Below are 22,245 nucleotides of genomic sequence, written 5' to 3'. Positions count from 1 at the left end.
CAACAGACCCTAGATAGGCTGACCAGTTGAATGTGCTGGCTGGTCGAAACGAAAAAAGGCCACCCGTTCGGGTGGCCATCAACGCTGGACACACCCTTTTAGCGAGATTGCCCGGAGACCGGCGCGCCTGCAATCGGGAACAAATCGGCGCGATGAATTGCGGGCAATCTTAGAGTCAGTCGGCGAGGGCGTCAATTTCCTGGCGGGCAGCGGTGGCGTGCTAGAATTCCCGCTCTTGTGGGTCGTCGAGGGCGTCTGTCGTCGGCGGCTCGTCATCCGCTTCAGGCGAGGGAGAGGTTCATGTTTACCGGGATCGTGCAGGATGTGGGGACCGTGGTGGCGATCGAGGAACGTGAGCAGTTGCGCACACACGTGGTATCGATGGCGCCGGCGATGCGCGAAGGTCTGACGCTGGGCGCATCGATATCCCACAACGGTTGCTGCCTGACGGTGACATCCATCGATGGCGACAATGTCAGTTTCGATCTGATGCGGGAAACCCTGCGCCTGACCAACCTGGGCGATCTCGCCGCGGGAGACCGGGTCAATCTCGAACGGGCGGCACGTTTCGGCGACGAGATCGGCGGTCATTCCATGTCCGGCCATATCATGGGAATGGCCAGGCTGGTGGAGATCGACGAGGCGCCCAACAATCGCCGGTTGTGGTTCGAGCTGCCAGCGGCGCTGGCGCGCTTCGTGTTCGACAAGGGCTACATCGGCATCGATGGCATCAGCCTGACGATCGGTGCGGTGGAGGCCGAGCGTTTCTGCGTCAACCTGATTCCCGAAACGCTGGCCAGGACGACGATCGGTGAGCGCTTGCCAGGGGATCGGGTCAACATCGAGATCGACCCGCAGACCCAGGCCATCGTCGAAACGGTGGAGCGCGTGCTGGCTTCGCGCGATCATTCGGCTGGCGGGGCGTGACGATGAGAGCGGTCGTCGCGACAGGTCGCGCCGTGGCGTTGGCTTGGGTAACATAGACGCCTTTGCGCCAGGATCAATCGTTTGCGATTTATCGTTCTTCGGTGCGCCGTGTTCGGTCAATGGAGTTTCTTCGATGAGCAGCAGTATCTACGGCGACTATATCAAGTCGGTCATCCGCACAGTGCCCGATTGGCCTCAGCCCGGCGTCAATTTTCGTGACATCACGCCGCTGCTTCAGAACAGTGCCGCGTTTCGCAAGCTGATCGACAGCTTCGTGCATCGCTATCAGGAGCTCGAGGTCGATGCCATCGCGGCGATCGACGCGCGCGGGTTCATCGTCGGCGCGCCGCTGGCCTACGAGCTGGGCTGCAGCTTCGTGCCGGTGCGCAAGAAGGGCAAGCTGCCGTTTCGAACCATCAGCGAGACCTACACGCTGGAGTACGGCGAATCGACGGTCGAGCTCCATGCCGATGCGTTCCGCGAGCGCGACCGTATCGTACTGATCGACGACATCATCGCCACTGGCGGCACCATGCTGGCAGCCGCGTCGCTGATCCAGCGCAGCGGTGGCCATGTCGTCGAGACGGCAACCATCCTCGATCTGCCGGAACTGGGCGGCTCGGCCAAGATTCGTGAGGCCGGCTATAGCGTCTTCGCGGTTTGCAGCTTTACCGAAGACGAGTAGGAACGAAACAAAAGGCCCGCCGCCGCCATCGCTACGATGGTGGCCCGATCAACAGGTTGGACCCGCCATGACCGCCAATCGTTATCAGCACCATTTCACCGTTTCCTGGGATCAGATTCATCGCGATGTCCGGGCGCTCTGTCATCAGCTCGTCGAGCGGGATTTCCAGGGTATCGTCGCGATCACGCGCGGCGGTTTGATTCCGGCGGCATTGATCGCCCGCGAACTCAACATCCGTCTCATCGATACCGTCTGCATCAAGAGCTACGACGAACAGTCCCAGGGCCAGCTGGATGTCATGAAAGGCGTCGACCACGATGGCGACGGCTGGCTTCTGGTCGATGACCTGGTGGACACCGGCAAGACCGCCCGGGCCGTGCGCGAGATGCTGCCCAAGGCGCATTTCGTTACCGTCTACGCCAAGCCGGAAGGGCGACCGCTGGTCGACCAGTATCTGACCGAGGTGGCCCAGGACTGCTGGATTCAGTTCCCCTGGGATCTGGGGCATGCCTACGTCGAGCCGCTGGTAGACCAGGTGCGTTCGCCAAAACCCTGACCGATGCGGAGCGAGTCGATGCCTCAATCCCCGTTACCCGATAGCTGGAGCGCCTACCTCGGCGAGGAATTCGGTGCGCCTTACATGCAGGCGCTGCGCGCCTTTCTCGCCGAGGAAAAGGCGGCCCACAAGGTCATCTATCCTCACTCGTCCCACTGGTTTCGCGCTTTCGAGCTGACGCCGCTGGAGCAGGTCAAGGTGGTGATACTGGGACAGGATCCCTACCACGGACCCAACCAGGCTCATGGGCTCTGCTTTTCGGTACGCCCGGGCGTGCCGACGCCGCCCTCGCTGCAGAACATCTACAAGGAATTGGCAACGGATGTCGGCACGAGTCCGGTCAATCACGGCTTCCTCGAAAGCTGGGCTCGCCAGGGCGTGATGCTGCTGAACAGCGTGTTGACGGTGGAGCAGGGCAATGCCGGCTCCCATCGCAATCGCGGCTGGGAGACCTTCACGGATCGCGCCATTCAGGTCATCAACGAACACTGCAACGGCGTGGTGTTCCTGCTTTGGGGCAGTTACGCCCAGAAGAAGGCGAGCTTCGTCGATCGCGGCAAGCATCTGGTGCTGCATGCCCCGCACCCTTCGCCGCTATCGGCGCATCGCGGGTTCTTCGGCACGCGTCACTTCTCGCAAGCCAACGCCTTTCTCCAGGCGCGCGGCGCGACGCCCGTCGACTGGCAATTGCCCGTCAGCGTCGCCTGACCCCCGGCTCGTCGCGTACAATACCGGCGTTTCCTCCATTTAGACGAAGGCGCCATCATGAGTGTGCATCCCATCTCCCATCCGCTGGTCAAACACAAGCTTGGACTGATGCGGGCGGCCGACATCAGCACCAAGAGCTTCCGTGAGCTGGCTTGCGAAGTGGCGAAGTTGCTGACCTACGAGGCGACCCAGAACCTGGAGATAGAGCCGGCGACCATCGAAGGCTGGAATGGCTCTCCGATCGATGTCGAACAGATCAAGGGCAAGAAGGTCACCATCGTCCCCATTCTGCGTGCCGGACTGGGGATGCTCGATGGCGTGACCGATCTCATTCCCAGCGCGCGTATCAGCGTCGTGGGGCTCTATCGCAACGAAGAGACGCTGGAACCGGTTCCCTATTTCGAGAAGTTCGTGAGCGACCTGGACGAACGTCTGGCGATCGTGATCGACCCGATGCTGGCCACCGGTGGGTCGATGGTGGCGACGCTGGACATGCTCAAGCAACGCGGCTGTCAGCAGATCAAGGTGATCGTGCTGGTCGCCGCCCCGGAGGGGATCGAGCGGGTGCAGAAGGCCTACCCCGATGTCGAGATCTATACCGCCTCCGTCGACGAGCGTCTCGACGAGAATGGCTATATCGTCCCTGGGCTGGGTGATGCCGGCGACAAGATCTTCGGCACGCGGTGATCGAGCGTGCCGAGGTCACGGGGGTGCTGCTCGCGGGAGGGCGCGGGCAGCGCATGGGAGGTGTCGACAAGGGCTGGCTGAGCCTCGGAGGCATTCCACTGGTTCAGCATGCGTTACAGCGCCTCTCGCCGCAGGTCGGTCAGGTCGTCATCAGTGCCAACCGTCACGTGGATCGCTATCGGCATCTGGGCTACCCCGTGGTTTCCGATCCGATGCCCGACTATCCGGGGCCCTTGGCCGGCGTGCTGGGTGCCCTGCAGACGGTTTCCACGCCCTGGGTACTGCTGGCGCCCGTGGATATGCCCTGGCTACCGGCCGACATGCTGAGCCGCCTGGCGAACGGGATCGGTGAAGCGGATATCGCGGTCGCTCATGATGGCGAGCGGCTGCAGCCTCTGATCGCGCTGGTGCGCAGCTCGCTACGAGAGGATCTGTCGCCATGGCTGGCGGCGGGCGGCGGCAAGGTCGTCGCCTGGTATGATCGGCATCGCTGGTGTCAGGTCGACTTTTCGGCCCACCGCGCACGGTTGTCCAATCTCAACACGCCGCAGCAGCATGCCTGGGCGGAACGGCATGAAGTCGACGTGAACGCGTCGCAGGGCAACCATGACGAATAGCCGCGCCGAAGCGCTCGAATGCGATATCCCCTTGCTGGGTATCGCCGCCTGGAGCGGCACCGGCAAGACGACACTGCTGGAAGCCTTGCTGCCGCGCCTGCGCGAACGAGGCTGGCCGACTGCCGTGATCAAGCATGCCCACCATGAATTCGATGTCGATAAGCCCGGCAAGGACAGCCATCGCCTGCGCGAAGCGGGAGCCGCGCCGATGGTGGTGGCATCCGGCCGCCGTTTTGCGCTGATGATGGAAACGCCCGATCGGCAAGAACCCGATCTGCCGCTGTTGATAGCGCAGGTTGCGGCCCTGAAACCCGCACTGATTCTGGTCGAAGGCTTCAAGACCTGGCCTATCCCCAAGCTGGAGCTGTATCGCGGTGACCACGGCCAGCCGCTGGCCGCCGGTATCGACCCCTGGGTTCAGGCATTGGCCTGCAAGCCCGAAGAGATGCCTGCCGAGATTCTCGATCGGTTGCCGGCGGGACTGGCACGTCTGGATCTGGATGATCTCGACGGCATTCTTGACTGGATCGTCGATTGGGCAGCGGGACAGCGCATCACAAAGCGCTGAATGGCAGCGGTGCAAATGGCTGAAACCATGGAATGTCCCCGAATCTTGCCCGATGAATGACAGGCGTCGTTACGCCATCCACACTACACTCAACGTTTGACCCAATGACTGGAAAGCGAGGCGAATTCAGCATGACGCTCACGCATCTCAACGCGCGTGGTGAAGCGCACATGGTCGATGTCGCCGACAAGCAGGAGACGCGGCGGGAGGCCCGAGCCCGTGGCAGCGTTCATATGCAGGCAGCGACGCTGGCGCTATTGTCCGAAGGCGGGTTGCCCAAGGGCGATGTCCTGGCTACGGCGAGAATCGCCGGCATCCAGGCGGCCAAGCGGACCCACGAACTGATACCGCTCTGTCACGCCTTGGCCCTGTCGAAGGTCACCATCGAATTCACGCTGGATGAGGCCGAGAGCTGCGTCCATGTCGAGGCATTCTGTCGGCTCAATGGGCGCACTGGCGTCGAGATGGAAGCATTGACGGCGGTCTCGGTGGCGTGCCTGACGCTCTATGATATGTGCAAGGCAGTCGACAAGGGCATGACCATCGATGGCGTACGTCTGGAAGAAAAGCGCGGCGGACGTTCGGGAGACTGGTCGCGGGAGCCGATGCCCGAGCCGGCGGCGGCGACAAGTCGTGATCCGTCGGCGGAAGCGGAAAAGCCGGCGGAAGCGGAAAAATCGGCCGCGATATCGCCGACGAGCGGAGTGAAGATTCAGTTTCTGGCTGAACTGCGCGAGCGCTTTGAGACTGCGGAGTGTGTGCTGGAATGGGCCCGGCTTCCTTCCCGTGATATTGCCGGCGTCAAGCTGGCATTGATCAATCAGGATCCGAAGTACAAGGCGTTGCTGAATCAGCGTGTCCTGTGCGCGCGCAACGAAGCCATGAGCCAGAACGAAGCCGCGGTTGCGCCGGGTGACGAGATCGCGTTCTTTCCGCCGGTTACCGGCGGCTGAGCGAGAAGGAATCGCCATGAAGATTGTCATCAACGTACAGCAAGACGCTTTCAACACCGAGGTGGAACAAGCGCGCCTGACGGAAGGGCGTTCCGATATCGGTGCCATCGTCAGCTTTACCGGGTGGGTCAGGGACTTCAACGAACGACCTGATGTCTCCGCGCTGACGCTGGAGCATTTTCCCGGCATGACGGAAAAGGCGCTGCACGTGATTGCCCGGGAAGCTGGCGAACGCTGGGCGCTCCAGGGCGCCACCATCATTCATCGTGTCGGACGTCTCGAGCCAGGGGATGCCATCGTGCTGGTCATGACCGCCAGTGCGCACCGCCGAGCGGCGTTCGAGGCGTGTGATTTCATCATGGATTATCTGAAAACACGGGCCCCTTTCTGGAAAAAGGAGCATACCGATAGCGGCTCTTATTGGGTGTCCGAACGGCAAAGCGACCGCGAAGCCGCGAGTCGCTGGGAGCATTCATGACCGTTTTGATAGACAAGTTCTCGCGCCAGGTTCGCTATGTCCGGATCTCGGTGACGGATCGGTGTGATTTTCGCTGCGTCTACTGCATGAGCGAAGAGATGACCTTCCTGCCTCGGACACAGGTTCTGTCGCTGGAAGAGCTGTCGCAGGTGGCGCGTGCCTTCACGGAGCTGGGCGTGGAAAAGATTCGCCTGACCGGTGGCGAGCCTCTGGTACGCAAGGGAATCGATGAGCTGGTAACGGACATTGGCGCATTGCCGGGATTGAAAGACTTCGCCATGACGACCAATGGTGCCGGGCTGCGTCGTCACGCCCGAGCATTGCGTGAAGGTGGCATGACACGTCTCAACGTCAGTCTGGATTCGCTGGATCCGGAACGCTTCAAGCGGCTGACAAGAACCGGGGATTTAGCCAAGGTCATCGACGGTATTCATGCGGCGCAGGATGCCGGTTTCGAGCGTATCAAGCTCAATGCGGTCATATTGCGCGGTCGCAATGATGACGAGGTTCTCGATCTGGTGGACTTCGCCCGCGAAGAGCAACTGGATATCAGTTTCATCGAGGAGATGCCACTGGGTGATGTCTCGGATCATTCCCGTGGCGAGACGTTCTATTCCAGCGACGATGTTCAAGCCTCGATCGAGTCTCGTTACGCTCTGATCCCATCGCCGGAAACGACATTGGGTCCCTCGCGTTATTTCCGGATGCCCGATAGTGACAGCCGGGTGGGCTTCATCTCGCCTCATAGTCATAACTTCTGCAGTACCTGCAATCGGGTTCGTGTGACGGTCGAAGGCCGATTGCTGCTCTGCCTGGGCAACGAGCATTCGGTGGATCTGCGTGCCACCTTGCGTCAGTATCCAGGAGAGCTGGAACCCTTGAAGGAACAGATTGTCACAGCCATGGATTTGAAGCCGGAGCGCCATCATTTCTCGACCGACGGTGATGTACAAGTCGTCCGGTTCATGAATATGACCGGAGGTTAATGCGCTTTTTTCCGGATGCCCAAGACATTTGTTCGACAAAAGGCACGCGAATTACGCGTGCCTTTTTTGATTTAATTTCTTGCCAAAAAGGGCAGCAAGAATATACTTTCATCAAAACAGCCGGTGTAATGCCGTGTCGGAATCTAGCAAGGAGAGGACGATGTCCACCGAATCACTGGAACGCATTGCTCGTAATAAGAATGTTGCTCGAGCTGCAGCGCGTCAGCTGAGCATGGAGCAATTGCACAAGCTTTCCGAAGTCATCGGGGAAGTGATCGAGCAGAAGCAGCAGGAAGATCAGGACCGCCTGAAAGAAGAAGCCGACAAGCAGCAGAAACTGGCCGAGATTCGCGAGGCGATGAACAATGCCGGATTATCGATGGATGATCTGGTCGGCGAGCAGCCGCGCAAGCGTCGGGGCCGCCCGCCCAAGAATGCCAGCAAGGGCTGATCCGCGCGTAATGTCACGTCGCATGGATTTGCCTGAATGGTGTAACGCCTGAATGGTGTAACGCCTGGATTGGTATATTGCTTGGATTGGTATATTGCCTGGATGGACACACGCGACATGGCTGCCGGCTAAGTGAACGCATCGAGCCGCCATGTATTCGCCTTATAGAAAACGCGTCTGCTATAAAGCAGACGCGTTTTTATTGAGGCCCACCTGATGCACATCTGCATGGCATCAACCAGATTGTTTTCGTTTTCCGAGGCGTCTGATCTCGCTATTTCGAAACGCGCTCGTGTTCTCGCGGAGATGTCGCACGGATATGTAGAGTTCGGCTCATGTCCGTTTTCATGATTATGGCGTCTACCGCGTTAGCGTGAGGAGGCCGTGCGAACTTCATGCTCCGGCTGGGGGTCGGCCGGCATCAGTTGAAGATGAATTTCCGGCAAGGCGGGAAGACGCTCGTGTAGCCAGTCGCGCAGCGGGCCGAAGAGTTGCTGTCGAAGTTGCAGCAGCGTATCCGCTCTGATCGCGTCTATTCGTTCATCCAGCCAGTCTGCCAGAGCATCCTCGTCCAGAGGCAGTGATATCTCGCTATCCCACAGCAGCCGGCCGATTCGGGTCCAGCCCGTTGCGGTCGGCAGTACATTCAGCGCAATCGACAGCGAATGCGCATGCTGACGAGCGGAAACCGGATGCGTGCGCTCACCGGGACGGGCGCGCGAGGCAATCAGTTGCGGTCGTAGGTGGTGCTGAGCTCTGGGTACCAACGCTTCCGCTTCCAGGGCAAGAACGGCGCCGTTCTTGACCAATTGGGGGGCATCGATGCCGAGCTCGGACGCCAGTTCGCGATGGGCTTCCTGGTGCGAGGCTTCCCCATGTACCGGCAGCAGCAGTTTTGGCTGTATCCAGCGGTAGAGCTGACGCAACTCTTCTCGCGCCGGATGCCCAGAGGCATGAAGGGCGGGGTCGGTATGTTCGTCATGTACGTTGACGCCGAGCCGCTTGAAGCCGGCCTTGAGCCGTTCGATGGGGCGCTCGTTGCCGGGGATGGCCCGGGCCGAGAATATGACGTCGTCGTCCGGTTGCAGGTCCAGGGCAGAGTGTCTCCCCTGAGCCATGCGTGACAATGCCGAACGGGGTTCCCCCTGGCTGCCGGTGGCGATGATCAGGACTTCCTCTGGGTGGAGATAGCCGAGATCGTGAGCCGGCACTCGGGGCGGGAAGTCATCCAGGTATCCGAGTTGCAGGGCAATAGACACCATGCGCTCCATCGAACGGCCCAGCAGTGCGACTCGGCGTCCGCTGCGTTCTGCAATATCGCCCAGCGCCTTGATCCGCGCGATATTGCTGGCGAAGCAGCTGACGACGACACGACCCCGGCAGTTCCGGATCACTGCCTCCAGCGCACTGGCGGCTTCCGCTTCACTGCGCGAGTGGCCTTCCACATCGGCGTTGGTGGAATCCGCCACCACGAGATCCACCGGGGCCAGTGCCTGGAATTGGGCCGCGGATAACGGTGGGCCGATGAGCGGGTGCTCGTCCCGTTTCCAGTCGCCGGTATGCAGAATGCGATGGCGAGGCGTGATGATCGAAAGGGCGCAGCTTTCCGGTATCGAATGCGTCACCGGTAAAAAGGTGACTTCGAAAGGGCCGGTCGTCACGCTGGCACCGGGCTGGACGGGCTTGAGCGCGTCGGTCTTCAACCCCTGTTCGATGAACTTGGCTCGCAGCAGCTCGATGGCCAGCGGGGTGGCGTAGACGGGGCAGTTCCAGCGTGGCCAGATCCAGGCAAGGGCGCCAAGGTGATCCTCATGGCCGTGGGTGATGTAGACGGCAGAAGGCACCATCGCGTGGGCTGCCAGATGCTCGACATCGGGAATCTGGAGGGGTTGATCCGGCAGATCCTGACGAATCATCATGCCGCAGTCGACGGCTATCCAGTCGTTTTCGTAACCATAGAGCGACAGATTCATGCCGATCTCACCGCAGCCACCCAAGGGATGGAACAGCAGCGGTGGGTAAGTGCGGGGGCGGATCTGTGCGCGCGGACGGAACATCGTCATCCTTAAAGGGTGAAATCTGGCTTCACTATAAGTCATGCGTCTCGACCCGCTCAAACCCATCGCGGCGCTGGCTGGCGCTCGGCATTGGGGTACAATGCCGCTCTCATTGACGTGGCAGGCCATGTCGGGGCGCTGAACGGGGTTTCAGGGTGTTTCCGAACCAGGGCGTGTTTTCGAGTCAACGCGTATTTTCGAATCAAGGCTTGTTTTCGAGCCAACGCATATTTTCGATTCAAAGCGTATTTGCAAAGAGTATTTCCGAGAGCCATGCCGCACAATTACCGTTTGATCGTTTCCTGCCCCGATCGCGTGGGTATCGTTTCGCGTGTATCGGGTTTCATCGCTGCCCAGAACGGCTCGATCATCGAAGCCAATCAGCACTCCGATCTGGATACGGGGCGCTTTTTCATGCGTTACGATATCCAGTCCAACGCCTTGAGCGCCGACGCTTTCCGGGCTTCATTCGCGCCCATTGCCGGTGAGTTCGAGATGGACTGGCGGCTGAGCGATTCCGCCCATCGCCCGCGGGTGGTGATCATGGTGTCGCGGGAATCCCACTGTCTGGTCGATCTGCTCTACCGCTGGTCGGCCGGGGAGCTCGACTGTGATATTCCTTGCGTGATCTCCAATCACGAGGACCTGCGGCCTTTGGTGGCGTGGCACGGCATCCCGTTCCATCATGTGCCGGTCGACCCTCGGGACAAGGCTCCCGCCTTCGCCCGTACCGAACGCCTGATCGAGGAGGCCGAAGCCGACAGTGTGGTCCTTGCCCGCTACATGCAGATCCTGCCGCCGGATATCTGCCAGCGCTATGCCGGCCGCGTGATCAATATCCATCACAGCTTTCTGCCGTCTTTCGCCGGCGCCAAACCCTACCATCAGGCGTTCGAACGTGGCGTCAAGCTGATCGGCGCGACCTGCCACTATGTCACCGAAGAACTCGATGCAGGGCCGATCATCGAACAGGACATCCAGCGCGTATCGCACTGCCATACGCCGCAGGACCTGGTGCGTCTGGGTCGTGACGTGGAAAAATCGGTGCTCTCTAGGGGATTGCGCTGGCACCTGCAGGATCGAGTACTCATCCACGGCAACAAGACCGTGGTGTTCTCGTGATGCCTATCGCTTGAGGCTCATGGCGACACCGAGCCGGGATCGGTGTCGTCGAACAGCCCGAGCTGGCGCTGGTCCGGTTCCGGCATCAGGCGTACCCCCACGCCCAGCAACCGAACCGGCCGCTCTCCCCGACGCCAGGCGCTCTTCAGCAGTTCATGGAACCGTGCGTGGACGATACCGCGAGCGCCTGTCTCCTGCGTCGTGCTGGCAAAGTCATTGAAACGTACCTTGACGAACTGCTTGGCAATGGCCGGGTCGCCGTGCCGTGCCAGGCGGTCGTGGAGCTTCTCGATCAGAGGCTCCAGCGCCAGGTGGCAATCGGCGAGACCGGGAAGATCGTGGTCGTAGGTGGTTTCGACGCTGACCGATTTGCGTTCGCGGGAGACGTTGACCGGCCGCTCGTCGATACCGTGAGCGAGCTCGTAAAGTCTCCGGCCGAACTTGCCGAACTGATCCAGTAGCCGGTCCAGTGGCTGGGTTCGCAGGTCGTGGCAACTGGCGATTCCCATGGCATCGAGCTTGGCAGCCGTCGCCGGACCGACACCGTGAAGCTTCTTGACGGGGAGGTCGGTGATGAATGATTCCGTTTCCTCCGGCGGGATCACGAACAGGCCGTCGGGCTTGTCCCAGTCGCTGGCGATCTTGGCTAGAAACTTGTTGGGTGCGGCGCCGACCGAGACGACGATTCCCGTTCGCGCGAGCGCCTCTTGCTTGAGCCAGCGGGCCATCCAGGTAGCGCTGCCCTGGAACTGGGTGACTGCCGTGACGTCGAGATAGGCCTCGTCGAGCGAAAGCGGCTCGACCAGCGGCGTCAACTCGTGAAAGATGGCCTGAATCTGTCGCGAGACTTCGCGATACTTGTTGAAATCCGGCGACAGCACTGTCAATTGCGGGCAGAGACGCACCGCTCGCGCCGTGGGCATCGCGGAGTGTATGCCGTACTTTCTGGCCGGGTAGTTGCAGGTAGCGACGACGCCGCGTCGATCGGCGCTACCGCCGATCGCCAGGGGAATATCTTTCAGGGCAGGATTGTCACGCATTTCCACGGCAGCATAGAAGCAGTCGCAGTCGGCATGCAGAATCTTGCGCATGGAACCGGAGGCGGGCGCCTCAATGCAGGCCGGAGCCGTTGCCGCCGCGGATGACGCCGACCCCCAGCCCCTCGATCTCCAGATGCTGGTGTTCGAGATCGACCACGATCGGCGCGAAGTCGGCATTCTCGGCGCTCAACGTGACGTGGCTGCCCTCGCGCTGGAAGCGCTTGACGGTGACTTCGTCGTCTATCCGGGCGACGACGATCTGGCCGTTGCGTATCTGCTGGGTGCGGTGCACGGCGAGCAGGTCGCCGTCGAAGATGCCGGCATCCTTCATCGAGAGGCCGCGCACGCGAAGAAGGTAGTCGGCACTGGGTGAAAAGTAGTCGGCCGGCAATGGGCAGTAACGATCGATATGCTCGGTGGCGAGAATCGGGCTACCGGCGGCGACGCTGCCGATGATCGGCAAGCCGGAAGACTGGGGCTGGGACTCCGCGGGCTCGATTTCGTTGCCATTGGCCGGTAGCCGGATACCGCGGGAAGTCCCGGGGATCATGCGGATGACGCCTTTTCGATCCAGCGCGCGCAGGTGTTCCTCGGCAGCGTTGGGAGAGCGAAAGCCCAGGGCCCGAGCGATTTCGGCCCGCGTCGGGGGGTAGCCGAATTCGCTCATTGTCTTGACGATGAAGTCATAGACGTTTTGCTGCCGTGCGGTGAGCGGTCTCGCCATTGGTTTCTCCCGGGCCTGTGCCATCGTTATGGTCGTCGATCAGGCGTGTTCATGTATACAGCCTGGAATTGTATCCAGTCATTGCCGGCGTGGGAAGTCCTTCGCGTCTCGCGTTGGCAGCCGCGTGGCCCTGGCCCGATCAAATGCTGGATTGTGCCGCCCGTTGCGGAATGATTAGAATCATAATCGTTCTAAGTCGCTGTTCTCTGGTTGCCGTTTTCTGGCGCGAGGTATGACATGGCCCAACCCGATACCGTCACGCGTATTCTCGATACGGCGGAGGTCCTTTTTGCCGAGAAGGGTTTCGCTGAAACCTCGCTGCGCAACATCACCACGCGGGCCAAGGTCAATCTGGCTGCGGTGAATTACCATTTTGGATCCAAGAAGTCGCTCATTCAGGCGGTGTTTGCCCGTTATCTCGATCCGTTCTCGGAACGTTTGAATGCGGCGCTCGATGACCTGGAAGCCCGCTATCAGGGCAAGCAGGTGCCGCTGGAAGTCCTGCTGGAACAGCTCGCCACCACGGTTCTGGAAGTCCCCGCCGAGCGCAACAGCCTCAAGGTATTCATGAAGCTGCTGGGCCTGGCTTATGCGCAGGCCCAGGGCCATCTGCGGCGCTATATCCAGGAACACTATGGCGACACGTTTCGCCGCTTCGTGGGGTGCCTGCGTCTGGCAACGCCGGATCTTCCCGACGCCGAGCGATTCTGGCGTCTGCATTTCATGCTGGGCACCGTGGTCTTTACCTTGTCCGGCCTGGATGCCTTGCGGGATATCGCCGACAGCGAATACCAGGAGCACATGTCGATACGGGAGCTGATCCGGCATCTCCGTCCCGTGGTGGTCGCCGGCATGCAGGCGCCGCTACCCGAGTCGTTGGAGAAACTTGGCTCGGCCGCCGAGTAGACCAATGGGCCCCGGTAGCGGGCTGCCTCTGTCATGCATCCCCCGTGTCGTCTAGAATCGGGCGCTCAATGGTCTCAGGTGTTTGCTATGACTCAACCTCTCGGTCCGGTCATGCTGGATGTCGAAGGCACTCGGCTACGTGATGAAGAGCGGAAGTTGATCTCTCGTGCAGAGGTTGGCGGCGTACTGTTGTTTGCTCGAAATACACCGGACGTTGCCACTACCCAACGGCTGATCGGCCAGATCCGCGAATGTCGTCCCGATATCCTGGTCGCCATCGATCAGGAAGGTGGTCGGGTGCAGCGATTGAAGGAAGGAGTGACACAAATTCCGTCCATGGCCACGCTGGGGCGGCAATTCGTCGAGTCTCCCGAAGCGGCGCTGACGCTGACGCAGGACACTGGCTGGCTGCTGGGCATGGAGATGGCGGCCTGCGGCTTCGATGTGACCTTTGCCCCGGTTCTGGATCTCGACGACGACCAGTCGCCGGCCATCGGTTCGCGGAGTTTTTCGCCGGATCCCGAGGTGGTGACAGCCTTGGCTGGCGCGTTCATCGAGGGGCTCCACGAGGCGGGAATGGTGGCGATCGGCAAGCATTTTCCCGGCCATGGCGGAGTGCGCCAGGATTCCCACTTCGATGTCGCGGAAGATCCTCGCTCGCTGGCGGAGCTGCGCGAGCACGATCTGATTCCTTTCGCCCGGCTGGCCGGCAAGCTGGATGGCATCATGCCGGCGCATGTCATCTATTCGGCCTTCGATGATCGGCCGGCCGGATTCTCGCCCAGTTGGCTCGGCATGCTGCGAGAAGAGCTGGGTTTCAAGGGCACCATCTTTTCGGATGACCTGACCATGGCCGCGGCGCACGCCGCCGGATCGCCCCGCGAGCGGGCCGAGGCTGCCTGGAGCGCCGGCTGCGACATGGCCGTGATCTGCAACGCGCCCGATGCGGCGCGCGAAGTCGTCGCCGCCTGCGAAGGCCGGCAAGCCCAGCGTATCGCCAAGCTTCGCTATGCACGCGCGCGTCCCAGCCTCGAATCGCTGGCCGCCATCTCCCGGTGGCGGCGCACCCACGTACGTCTGGAAGCGCTCAGCGAATCCGAATGACGTGCACCGTTTTTCGTTCTTCGGCGGCAGTATCCGATGGTCTGCCGCCGCTCATTGCATGGTGAATCGTAAACGATGACTCAATCCCCACCGATCGATGCCCTGAGCTCGATGCAGGAAGTCATGGACAGTGCGGACTGTCTGATCGATCAGGCACAGGTCGAGCGAGCGCTGGACCGCATGGCGGCCGATATCACGCGCGAACTGGGAGACAAGCTGCCGGTTTTCTACTGCGTCATGAACGGCGGTCTGATCACCACCGGGCATTTGCTGACGCGGCTCGGGTTTCCCCTGGAAGTCGATTACCTCCACGCCACGCGCTATCGCGGCGGGATGCGAGGCGGCGAGCTGTTCTGGCGGGTGTCGCCGGAAGTGCCCATGGCCGGTCGTCACGTGGTGATCGTCGATGACATCCTCGACGAGGGCGCGACACTGGCGGCGATCCTGGATTACTGTCGGCAAGCCGGCGCGGCGAGCATTTCGACAGCGGTGCTGGTCGACAAGCGTCACGATCGCAAGGCATCCCCCGATCTCAAGGCCGACTATTGCGGGCTGGAAGTCGTCGACCGCTATGTCTTCGGCTTCGGCATGGACTACAAGGGGTACTGGCGTAACGCGCCGGGGATCTTCGCGCCCAAGGGGATGTGACGGCACGCCCGACCCGTTGGCGAATCGCCAGCCCGGCGTGCTCGGGGGTTGCCATTTCCCAATTTTCTCCTGCTCCGATTCGGCCCGCTCAGCGCGGGCTGAATCGTCTCTGCAGTCCGGTCTCGTTCATCATCCGCGTCGAGATCTCCTCGATCGAAAAGCGGGTGGTATCGATGTAGGGAATGTTGTGACGCCGGTAGAGCGCTTCGGCCTGGCCGATCTCCTGCATGCATTGGTCCATCGAGCAGTAACGGCTGTCGGGCCGACGTTCGGTACGAATGGCCGATAGCCGACGAGCATCGATGGTCAGCCCGAACAGCTTGTGGCGATGCTTGGCCAGCGATGGCGGCAGGTTGAGGATGCCGTTGTCGTCCAGGTCGTCTTCCGTCAATGGATAGTTGGCTGCACGGATGCCGAACTGCAGTGCCAGATAGAGCGAGGTCGGCGTCTTGCCGCATCGGGAGACGCCGATCAGGATTACGTCCGCCTCCTGGTACTGGTGCGTGCGCGCGCCGTCGTCGTTGTCCAGCGCGAAATTCACCGCCTCGATCCGATGCATGTAGACATCGTCGCGGCCGATCGCATGCGTACGGCCAACGGTATAGGTCGAATGAGTCTCCAGTTCTTCTTCCAGCGGAGCGAGAAAGGTGGAGAAGATATCGACCTTGAATGCCGATGCCTGGGAGACGATGTCACGAATCGCCTGGTCGACGATGGTATCGATGACGATGGGGCGCATGCCGTCGCGTTCGCCGGTCGCTTCGATGATGCTGACCAGCGAACGTGCCTTGTCGAGGGTGTCGATGTAGGGCTTGGTGACCTGGATGAAATCCGTATTCTCGAATTGCGAGAGCAGGCTGCGACCGAGCGTTTCCGCGGTAATGCCGGTACCGTCGGAGATGAAGAAAGCAGTGCGAGGCATGGCGTTCATCCGTGTGTGTCGAAGGCTCATTGTCGGCCGAAATTCCCTGTTCGGGCAACTCGCTGGCATTCTGGGCGCGGCTTGCCGTGGCTGACTACAGGAATCCTGAAAACCTCGGGATTCTTGTAGAAATACTCCAAACTCTACGCCCTTAAACTTCTGGCTAAGCCGAAAATCGCCTGTTAGCTTCTGGCCCATCGAGGTGCAGCGGAACGCGCCATATACCGTTGAAGAGGGTCCGTGGACCATGGCCGGACGAGACGACCAGGAGATGACTTTGGAACCGTTCATCATCACTTTCGAGCAATTGGGAATGTCCGACGTCGAGCGTGTCGGTGGCAAGAATGCGTCGCTGGGAGAGATGATCTCCAACCTGGCGGACGCTGGCGTCACCGTGCCGGGCGGGTTCGCGACCACGGCGCACGCCTATCGCGAATTTCTGGCTCATGACGGCTTGAACGATCGAATCAACGCAGAGCTTGCCAGGCTCGACGTCGACGACACCGAAATGCTGGCCAAAGTGGGTGAGAAAGTCCGGCAGTGGGTGATCGACACGCCGTTGCCGCCCGCCTTCGAAAGTGCGCTGGCCGACGCCTATCAGACGCTGCAGGCGAAGCACCCCAATCTCAAGGTGGCGGTGCGCTCTTCGGCGACGGCAGAGGATCTGCCCGATGCCTCGTTCGCCGGGCAGCAGGAAACCTTTCTCAATATCGACGGCTTCGACAACGTCAAGCGGGCGGTCCACGAGGTCTTTGCCTCGCTGTTCAACGATCGCGCCATCTCCTATCGTGTGCACCGCGGCTACGCTCACGAGAACGTGGCGCTTTCCGCCGGCGTGCAGAAAATGGTGCGCTCCGAGACGGCAGCGTCCGGCGTGATGTTCACGCTTGACACCGAATCCGGCTATCGGGACGCGGTCTTCGTCACCGGCGCCTGGGGGCTGGGCGAGACGGTCGTGCAGGGCGCGGTCAACCCTGACGAGTTCTACGTGCACAAGCCGACACTGGCCGCCGGCAGGCCTGCCGTGCTGCGCCGTACGCTGGGTTCCAAGCGGATCAAGATGGTCTACACCGATGACGCCGCGGCGGGGCGGTCGGTCAAGACTGTCGATGTCGCCCATGCGGACCGTCAGCGGTTCTGCCTGAGCGATGAAGACGTGATGGAGCTGGCGCGCCAGGCCGTGACCATCGAACAGCACTATGGTCGGCCGATGGATATCGAATGGGCGCGTGACGGCGACGACGGCAAGCTCTACATCGTCCAGGCCCGACCGGAAACGGTGGTGTCGAATCTGGAAGGCGGCACGCTGGAGCGGTTCACGCTCAAGAGCAAGAGCCGCGTGCTGGTCGATGGCCGCGCCATCGGTCAGCGCATTGGCCAGGGCAAGGTCAAGCTAGTGGAATCGCCGGAAGACATGCACAAGGTGCAGACCGGCGACGTGCTGGTGACCGACATGACCGATCCCGACTGGGAGCCGATCATGAAGCGGGCCTCTGCCATCGTCACCAATCGCGGTGGTCGAACCTGTCACGCGGCGATCATCGCCCGCGAACTGGGCATCCCGGCGGTAGTCGGCTGCGGCGATGCCACCGAACTGCTGGAAGACGACATCGAGGTGACGGTCTCCTGCGCCGAGGGCGACACCGGCCATGTCTATCAGGGCAAGCTCGAATTCGACTGCCAGACCACCAGCGTCGACGCCATGCCGGAAATTCCGTTCAAGATCATGATGAACGTCGGCAATCCGGACCGGGCCTTCGCCTTCGCGGGGCTGCCCAACGAAGGTATCGGGCTGGCGCGGCTGGAGTTCATCATCAATCGCATGATCGGGGTGCACCCGCGGGCGTTGATGGACTACGACAAGCTCTCGCCTGACCTGCAGCAGACCATCGATCTCCGCACGGCAGGCTATGCCGATCCGGTCAGCTTCTATGTCGACCGGCTCGTCGAGGGGATCTCCACCCTGGCGGCGGCGTTCTATCCCAAGCGCGTGATCGTGCGGCTGTCGGACTTCAAGTCCAACGAATACGAGAATCTGATCGGCGGCAAACTCTACGAGCCGGGCGAAGAGAACCCGATGCTCGGCTTCCGTGGCGCCTCGCGCTACATCTCCGACGATTTCCGCGCCTGTTTCGAGCTGGAGTGCCGGGCCTTGAAGCGCGTTCGCGACGAGATGGGACTGAACAACGTCGAGATCATGGTGCCGTTCGTGCGCACGCCCGCCGAAGGCAAGGCCGTCGTCGATCTGCTCGAAGCCAATGGTCTCAAGCGTGGAGAGAACGCTCTCAAGATCATCATGATGTGCGAGCTGCCATCGAACGCGCTGCTGGCCGACGAGTTCCTCGAGCACTTCGACGGCTTCTCCATTGGCTCCAACGACCTGACACAGCTGACGCTGGGACTGGATCGCGATTCCGCCATCATCGCGCATCTGTTCGACGAACGGGATCCGGCGGTCAAGAAGCTGCTGTCGATGGCGATCCAGGCCTGCAAGGCGCAGGGCAAGTACGTGGGGATTTGCGGGCAGGGCCCGTCGGATCACCCGGAGCTCGCCAAGTGGCTGATGGAGCAGGGGATCGATTCCGTGTCGTTGAATCCGGACGCGGTGCTGGAGACCTGGTTCATGCTGGCGGGCGAAACACTGGGCTGAGCCCGACGGCAGAACCACCGAGCCGGCGCGAGGATATCGTGCCGGCTTTTTCCTGCGCAGACATATCGTTCGGGCCGTTGGCGTTGGCGTTGGCGTTGGCGTTGGTGTCGGTGCCGCGAGCCGCGTTGCCTCAGGTGCGAATCCAGTTGCGCAACTTCACCAGCAGCAGTTCGCCGTCGGACATCTCGCGGCGCGCTTCCAGAATGTCGGTCAACGCGTCAGGGCGGTCGGTAATGATGTTGTCGACGCCCATGTCGATATAGCGCGACATGTCGCCAATACCGTTGACGGTCCATACCGCGACTTCACGGCCCGTGTCGTGGATGGTTCTCAGCAAGCTCGGTGTGGCCTGAGTGTGGCGCAATCCGATGATGTCGGCATCGGTAGTATTGAGCGCGCCGGGCAGCACGAATTGCATAAAGAGCGTGGTGCGGATGTCGTCGTCGATCGTCTTGACCCGTTCGATGACCTCCGGCGACAGCGAGGCAAGGACGGCCCGGTCTGTCATGTCGGCGGCGTTCAACTGCGCGATCACCTTGCGGGTCAGTTCCTCGGCCGTGCCGGGGGCGGGCTTGAGCTCGACGTAGAGCCCGATACGGCCCCGCGCATTGTCGAGAATCTGCTGAAAGGTCGGGATGCGTTCGCCGACGAAGGCATCTCCGAAGTAGGAGCCCACGTCGACCTGCTCGATCTCCGCCAGCGTCATGTCGCTGATCCGGCGGTCGACGCCGGTCAGTCGGCTCAGATTGTCGTCGTGGGACACGACGATCCGGCCGTCACCGCTCAGACGCACGTCCAGCTCCAGATAGTCGGCACCGTCGGCAATGGCCTGGTTCATCGATGCCAGCGTATTCTCCGGCGCTACCAGCGAACTGCCGCGGTGGGCGGTGATGGTGACATGGTCGTTGATCTCGAAGCCGTGCAGTATCCAGCCCGCCTGGCCGAGCGCAAAGATCAGCAGCAGGATCTCTGCGCCCCAGGCGATGACACCGGAACGGTGGGGCGTCGCGGCGGGGCGAAACACGGTGGCGCGTCCCACGGCGCGGTGATAGAGCGTGATCACCAGCATGCTGTTGGCCGCGATACCCAGGAACGTGAGCGCGATGGTGGCGACGATATACAGCGCCAGATAGGTCAGCATGGCGGGTACCAGCACGCTGTTGCGTTCCGGTAGATGGCCGAGCAGTACGCCGCCCAGAGCATTGAAGCTCAAGGAGAAAACGATCGGTATGGCTGCCACGAGCAGCGCGATGCCGACCACCAGCAGTGCCATGGGGAGACGTCGCCCCTGGGTCAGTTCGCGGCTGCGCTTCAGTGCGGCAACGGGCTTGAGGTCGTCGAGCATCATCGCCGGCAGCGCCAGGAACCAGCGAAAATAGAGAGCGGCGCTCAGCAGGACGAGGATCAGGAAGATGGGTGTGGCGACGGCCAGGAACTCCCACAGGACTGGCGGTTTGAGATGAATCAGGATGTAGGGTTCGATATCGCCGAGCATGGCATCGTAGAGATGAGCCAGACCTACGGCAAACGGCGCGGCCAGCAGCAGATGGCTGCCTACCTGAAGAAAGGTGAGCGTCACCAGCGCCGGGAATCGGCGCAGCAAGTGCCATAGGGAGCCCATGGCCGCCCGATAGCGGTTGCCGGCCGGGTTCGAGACGACGAGCATCATCCCGGCCTGTTGAAGGAAGATCACCAGGAAGCTGAGCCCAGTCGCCGTGAGCAGCCAGAGTAATCCCCAGGGCGAAAGCGCAACGTCCATGATCTGACCGTTGCTGAGCACCGGGCGGCCGATGCGGTGAAGCAGGCCGGAGAGGGTGTTGGCCGACAACGGCACCCAGACGGCCGATGCCAGCAGCGTGAAGAAGAGATGGAAAGCGACCAGCGAACGTAGATGGGCGCGAATCTGTCGGGCGATGTCCTGAATCAGTGATCGAGGGGCTAGCATGGCTTGGAGGCGGCGTTCCTTCCTGAATCGAGTGAGCGCGGCGGAATGACCGCAAGGATGAATGGATTGTCAGTGTTGTGGTCAAACCGTCATCCGCGCAAGTCCAGGCTTGTCTGGCATCGAACGAAAAAGCCGCCCTTGGCGGGCGGCTTGAGACGGTTCCGGGACAAGCACTGCCTAGAACTGCCAGCCTACCGAGGCGGTGAACGAATCCACTTCGTAATCGCTGTCGAAGTCGTAGCGTTCGTATTCCGCGCGCAACAGCAGCGGATGGAAGTTGAGCTGAGCGCCGGCACCGTAGACGGGATCGATGCCGTCGTTGTCGTCCAGATCGACCGAGGCGTTACCAAGATGACCATCGACATCGGTTTCCCACTTCGCCATGCCCGCCTTGGCGAAAAGCTCGAACCAGTCGGTAATTGGCAATTTCCCGACCAGGCTGAGGCCATAGGCCTTGCTCTCGAGGTCCGTGTTCGATACACCATTTCCCTTCAGCTCGACCTTGCCGAGATCGGCGTAAAAAGCCTCGGTGGCGAAATAGCGGTTGTATTCGTAGCCGACGAACGCCTTGTAGACGTTGTCGTCGTCATCGACATCGAAATCGTCGCTGCCGGATTCGATGAAGTCGCCGACATCGCTGTCGTCGTTCTTCAGCGAGCTGAAACCGGTCCCCACGCCGAGATAGAGGCCGTCGGCGTTGGCGGCCTGGGCTGGCGGGGCCAGGGCAATCAACGATACGGAAGCCAGAGGGAGAGCGAACAAAGCCTTGAATTTCACGTTGTAACTCCTTGTGGAAACTGTCGCGGTCCGTGTGTCTATAGCGATATCAAGCCTTTAGCATGAATGGTCTGCTCGGCCAATCATGAGAAGGTATGCAAATCACGATTTGACCAGACCGTGGCGCATATTGTCAGAACAGCGATGAGACGCATAGCCTTACGTACTCCCCGTGATGACGGGAATGGCCCGGGCAGACATCGAAATCGAAACGACAGCCGCTGGAGAGCAGGATAATCATCACGCCTTGCTTGTGCTTGCCAGAAGCTTTCCCATGGCCGACAGTCACTTGTATCAAGTTTCCCATCAGGTCGAATGCCATGTTCTCTACTATCAAACGATGGTTGCCAGCTGTCCGGGCGCATAGCAGAAAGCGCATCATCATCTGTGGCAGTGACAGCGCGCACTATGGGCTGTTGCAACGACTTCGCTCTCATTGCGATGTCCTCGCGCTCGTCACCACCGAGCCCTGGCAGCACAATATTCGTCTCGATGACGTGCCGCTTCGCTATCCCAGCGAAGTGCCATCTCTCTACCGTCGTCTATCCATCGACTGCCTGGTCATTGCCACGGAAGACGATCGCCTGGAAATAGAGCGTGCCACTGCCGACGATGCGCATTGGCAGCCACAATGGCGTGTCGGCGAGTCGCTACTGGAAGAACTCGATGCCGGAGACAGGCGGCGTTAGTTCCCGGCTCGCGGTCTGCTCGCTACCTGCAAGACGAAACCGGGC

At 61.2% G+C, this 22,245-nt stretch carries 23 protein-coding genes; 17 read left to right on the top strand and 6 right to left on the bottom strand.

The window, feature by feature from the left end:
* Positions 1–300 precede the first annotated feature (300 nt).
* The 11 genes from DOM32_RS08235 (at position 301) to DOM32_RS08185 (ending at position 7,616) form a co-directional block, all read left to right on the top strand.
* On the top strand, positions 301–927 hold the full coding sequence (locus DOM32_RS08235; RefSeq protein ID WP_110633117.1) for a riboflavin synthase subunit alpha: 627 nt from the start codon (positions 301–303) through the stop codon (positions 925–927).
* A 133-nt stretch (positions 928–1,060) separates the two neighbouring features.
* Entirely contained in the window at positions 1,061–1,612 is a 552-nt protein-coding gene (locus tag DOM32_RS08230) for an adenine phosphoribosyltransferase (protein ID WP_071230149.1), read from the top strand.
* A 67-nt stretch (positions 1,613–1,679) separates the two neighbouring features.
* Complete coding sequence (gene gpt / locus DOM32_RS08225) at positions 1,680–2,168, top strand: xanthine phosphoribosyltransferase (RefSeq protein ID WP_110633114.1); 489 nt, start codon at positions 1,680–1,682, stop codon at positions 2,166–2,168.
* Positions 2,169–2,186: 18 nt separating this feature from the next.
* Positions 2,187–2,876 carry a uracil-DNA glycosylase gene (gene ung, locus DOM32_RS08220; protein WP_110633111.1) on the top strand — a complete coding sequence of 230 codons (690 nt, stop codon included), beginning with the start codon at positions 2,187–2,189 and terminating at the stop codon, positions 2,874–2,876.
* A gap of 57 nt (positions 2,877–2,933) precedes the next feature.
* On the top strand, positions 2,934–3,563 hold the full coding sequence (upp, locus tag DOM32_RS08215) for a uracil phosphoribosyltransferase (protein ID WP_071230152.1): 630 nt from the start codon (positions 2,934–2,936) through the stop codon (positions 3,561–3,563).
* Positions 3,560–4,180 (top strand): molybdenum cofactor guanylyltransferase MobA, encoded by a 621-nt coding sequence (gene mobA, locus DOM32_RS08210; protein WP_244179856.1) that lies wholly within the window; start codon positions 3,560–3,562, stop codon positions 4,178–4,180. The genes upp and mobA overlap by 4 nt, the downstream gene beginning before the upstream one ends.
* Positions 4,170–4,748: a molybdopterin-guanine dinucleotide biosynthesis protein B gene (gene mobB / locus DOM32_RS08205; RefSeq protein ID WP_110633108.1), complete on the top strand. Its 579-nt coding sequence runs from the start codon at positions 4,170–4,172 to the stop codon at positions 4,746–4,748. The genes mobA and mobB overlap by 11 nt, the downstream gene beginning before the upstream one ends.
* Before the next feature lie 131 nt (positions 4,749–4,879).
* The gene (gene moaC / locus DOM32_RS08200) at positions 4,880–5,701 is read left to right on the top strand and encodes a cyclic pyranopterin monophosphate synthase MoaC (protein ID WP_110633105.1); all 822 of its coding nucleotides are present in this window, start codon (positions 4,880–4,882) and stop codon (positions 5,699–5,701) included.
* 16 nt (positions 5,702–5,717) lie between these two features.
* A complete protein-coding gene (moaE, locus tag DOM32_RS08195; protein ID WP_110633102.1) occupies positions 5,718–6,179 on the top strand; it encodes a molybdopterin synthase catalytic subunit MoaE in 462 nt (153 codons plus the stop codon).
* Positions 6,176–7,165 carry a GTP 3',8-cyclase MoaA gene (gene moaA, locus DOM32_RS08190; RefSeq protein WP_110633099.1) on the top strand — a complete coding sequence of 330 codons (990 nt, stop codon included), beginning with the start codon at positions 6,176–6,178 and terminating at the stop codon, positions 7,163–7,165. Before moaE ends, moaA begins: the two co-directional genes overlap by 4 nt.
* A gap of 160 nt (positions 7,166–7,325) precedes the next feature.
* Complete coding sequence (locus DOM32_RS08185; protein ID WP_110633096.1) at positions 7,326–7,616, top strand: H-NS family histone-like protein; 291 nt, start codon at positions 7,326–7,328, stop codon at positions 7,614–7,616.
* 368 nt (positions 7,617–7,984) lie between these two features.
* Here the strand turns inward: DOM32_RS08185 and DOM32_RS08180 are convergent, their stop codons facing one another.
* A complete protein-coding gene (locus DOM32_RS08180; protein ID WP_338095114.1) occupies positions 7,985–9,673 on the bottom strand; it encodes a ribonuclease J in 1,689 nt (562 codons plus the stop codon).
* 273 nt (positions 9,674–9,946) lie between these two features.
* Between DOM32_RS08180 and purU the strand changes: the two genes are divergently transcribed.
* A complete protein-coding gene (gene purU / locus DOM32_RS08175; RefSeq protein WP_071230158.1) occupies positions 9,947–10,795 on the top strand; it encodes a formyltetrahydrofolate deformylase in 849 nt (282 codons plus the stop codon).
* A 17-nt stretch (positions 10,796–10,812) separates the two neighbouring features.
* Here the strand turns inward: purU and dinB are convergent, their stop codons facing one another.
* Together dinB and lexA are read right to left on the bottom strand one after the other, a co-directional pair.
* The gene (gene dinB / locus DOM32_RS08170; RefSeq protein WP_110633093.1) at positions 10,813–11,886 is read right to left on the bottom strand and encodes a DNA polymerase IV; all 1,074 of its coding nucleotides are present in this window, start codon (positions 11,884–11,886) and stop codon (positions 10,813–10,815) included.
* A 19-nt stretch (positions 11,887–11,905) separates the two neighbouring features.
* Complete coding sequence (gene lexA, locus DOM32_RS08165) at positions 11,906–12,559, bottom strand: transcriptional repressor LexA (RefSeq protein WP_110633091.1); 654 nt, start codon at positions 12,557–12,559, stop codon at positions 11,906–11,908.
* 237 nt (positions 12,560–12,796) lie between these two features.
* Between lexA and DOM32_RS08160 the strand changes: the two genes are divergently transcribed.
* From DOM32_RS08160 to DOM32_RS08150, 3 genes are all read left to right on the top strand, one after another.
* Positions 12,797–13,465, top strand: a complete 669-nt coding sequence (locus DOM32_RS08160; protein ID WP_071230161.1) for a TetR/AcrR family transcriptional regulator — start codon at positions 12,797–12,799, stop codon at positions 13,463–13,465.
* Between the two features lie 87 nt (positions 13,466–13,552).
* Positions 13,553–14,569, top strand: coding sequence for a beta-N-acetylhexosaminidase (gene nagZ / locus DOM32_RS08155; protein WP_110633088.1), 1,017 nt, complete (start codon positions 13,553–13,555; stop codon positions 14,567–14,569).
* A gap of 75 nt (positions 14,570–14,644) precedes the next feature.
* The gene (locus tag DOM32_RS08150; RefSeq protein WP_071230163.1) at positions 14,645–15,217 is read left to right on the top strand and encodes a hypoxanthine-guanine phosphoribosyltransferase; all 573 of its coding nucleotides are present in this window, start codon (positions 14,645–14,647) and stop codon (positions 15,215–15,217) included.
* Positions 15,218–15,305: 88 nt separating this feature from the next.
* Here the strand turns inward: DOM32_RS08150 and ppsR are convergent, their stop codons facing one another.
* Complete coding sequence (gene ppsR / locus DOM32_RS08145; protein WP_071230228.1) at positions 15,306–16,139, bottom strand: posphoenolpyruvate synthetase regulatory kinase/phosphorylase PpsR; 834 nt, start codon at positions 16,137–16,139, stop codon at positions 15,306–15,308.
* A gap of 271 nt (positions 16,140–16,410) precedes the next feature.
* On the opposite strand from ppsR, the gene ppsA reads away from it, so the two are divergent.
* Positions 16,411–18,789 carry a phosphoenolpyruvate synthase gene (ppsA, locus tag DOM32_RS08140; RefSeq protein WP_420876617.1) on the top strand — a complete coding sequence of 793 codons (2,379 nt, stop codon included), beginning with the start codon at positions 16,411–16,413 and terminating at the stop codon, positions 18,787–18,789.
* Between the two features lie 130 nt (positions 18,790–18,919).
* Here the strand turns inward: ppsA and DOM32_RS08135 are convergent, their stop codons facing one another.
* A complete protein-coding gene (locus DOM32_RS08135; RefSeq protein WP_071230165.1) occupies positions 18,920–20,734 on the bottom strand; it encodes a glycerophosphodiester phosphodiesterase in 1,815 nt (604 codons plus the stop codon).
* 177 nt (positions 20,735–20,911) lie between these two features.
* Positions 20,912–21,511, bottom strand: coding sequence for a porin family protein (locus DOM32_RS08130; RefSeq protein ID WP_110633084.1), 600 nt, complete (start codon positions 21,509–21,511; stop codon positions 20,912–20,914).
* A gap of 416 nt (positions 21,512–21,927) precedes the next feature.
* Between DOM32_RS08130 and DOM32_RS08125 the strand changes: the two genes are divergently transcribed.
* Positions 21,928–22,200: a hypothetical protein gene (locus DOM32_RS08125; protein ID WP_157957042.1), complete on the top strand. Its 273-nt coding sequence runs from the start codon at positions 21,928–21,930 to the stop codon at positions 22,198–22,200.
* Positions 22,201–22,245: the final 45 nt, after the last annotated feature.

Origin of the sequence: Salinicola salarius, assembly GCF_003206135.1 — a bacterium.
GTDB classification, from domain to species: Bacteria; Pseudomonadota; Gammaproteobacteria; order Pseudomonadales; family Halomonadaceae; genus Salinicola; species Salinicola salarius.
This window is presented reverse-complemented; position numbering and strand designations above follow the sequence as displayed.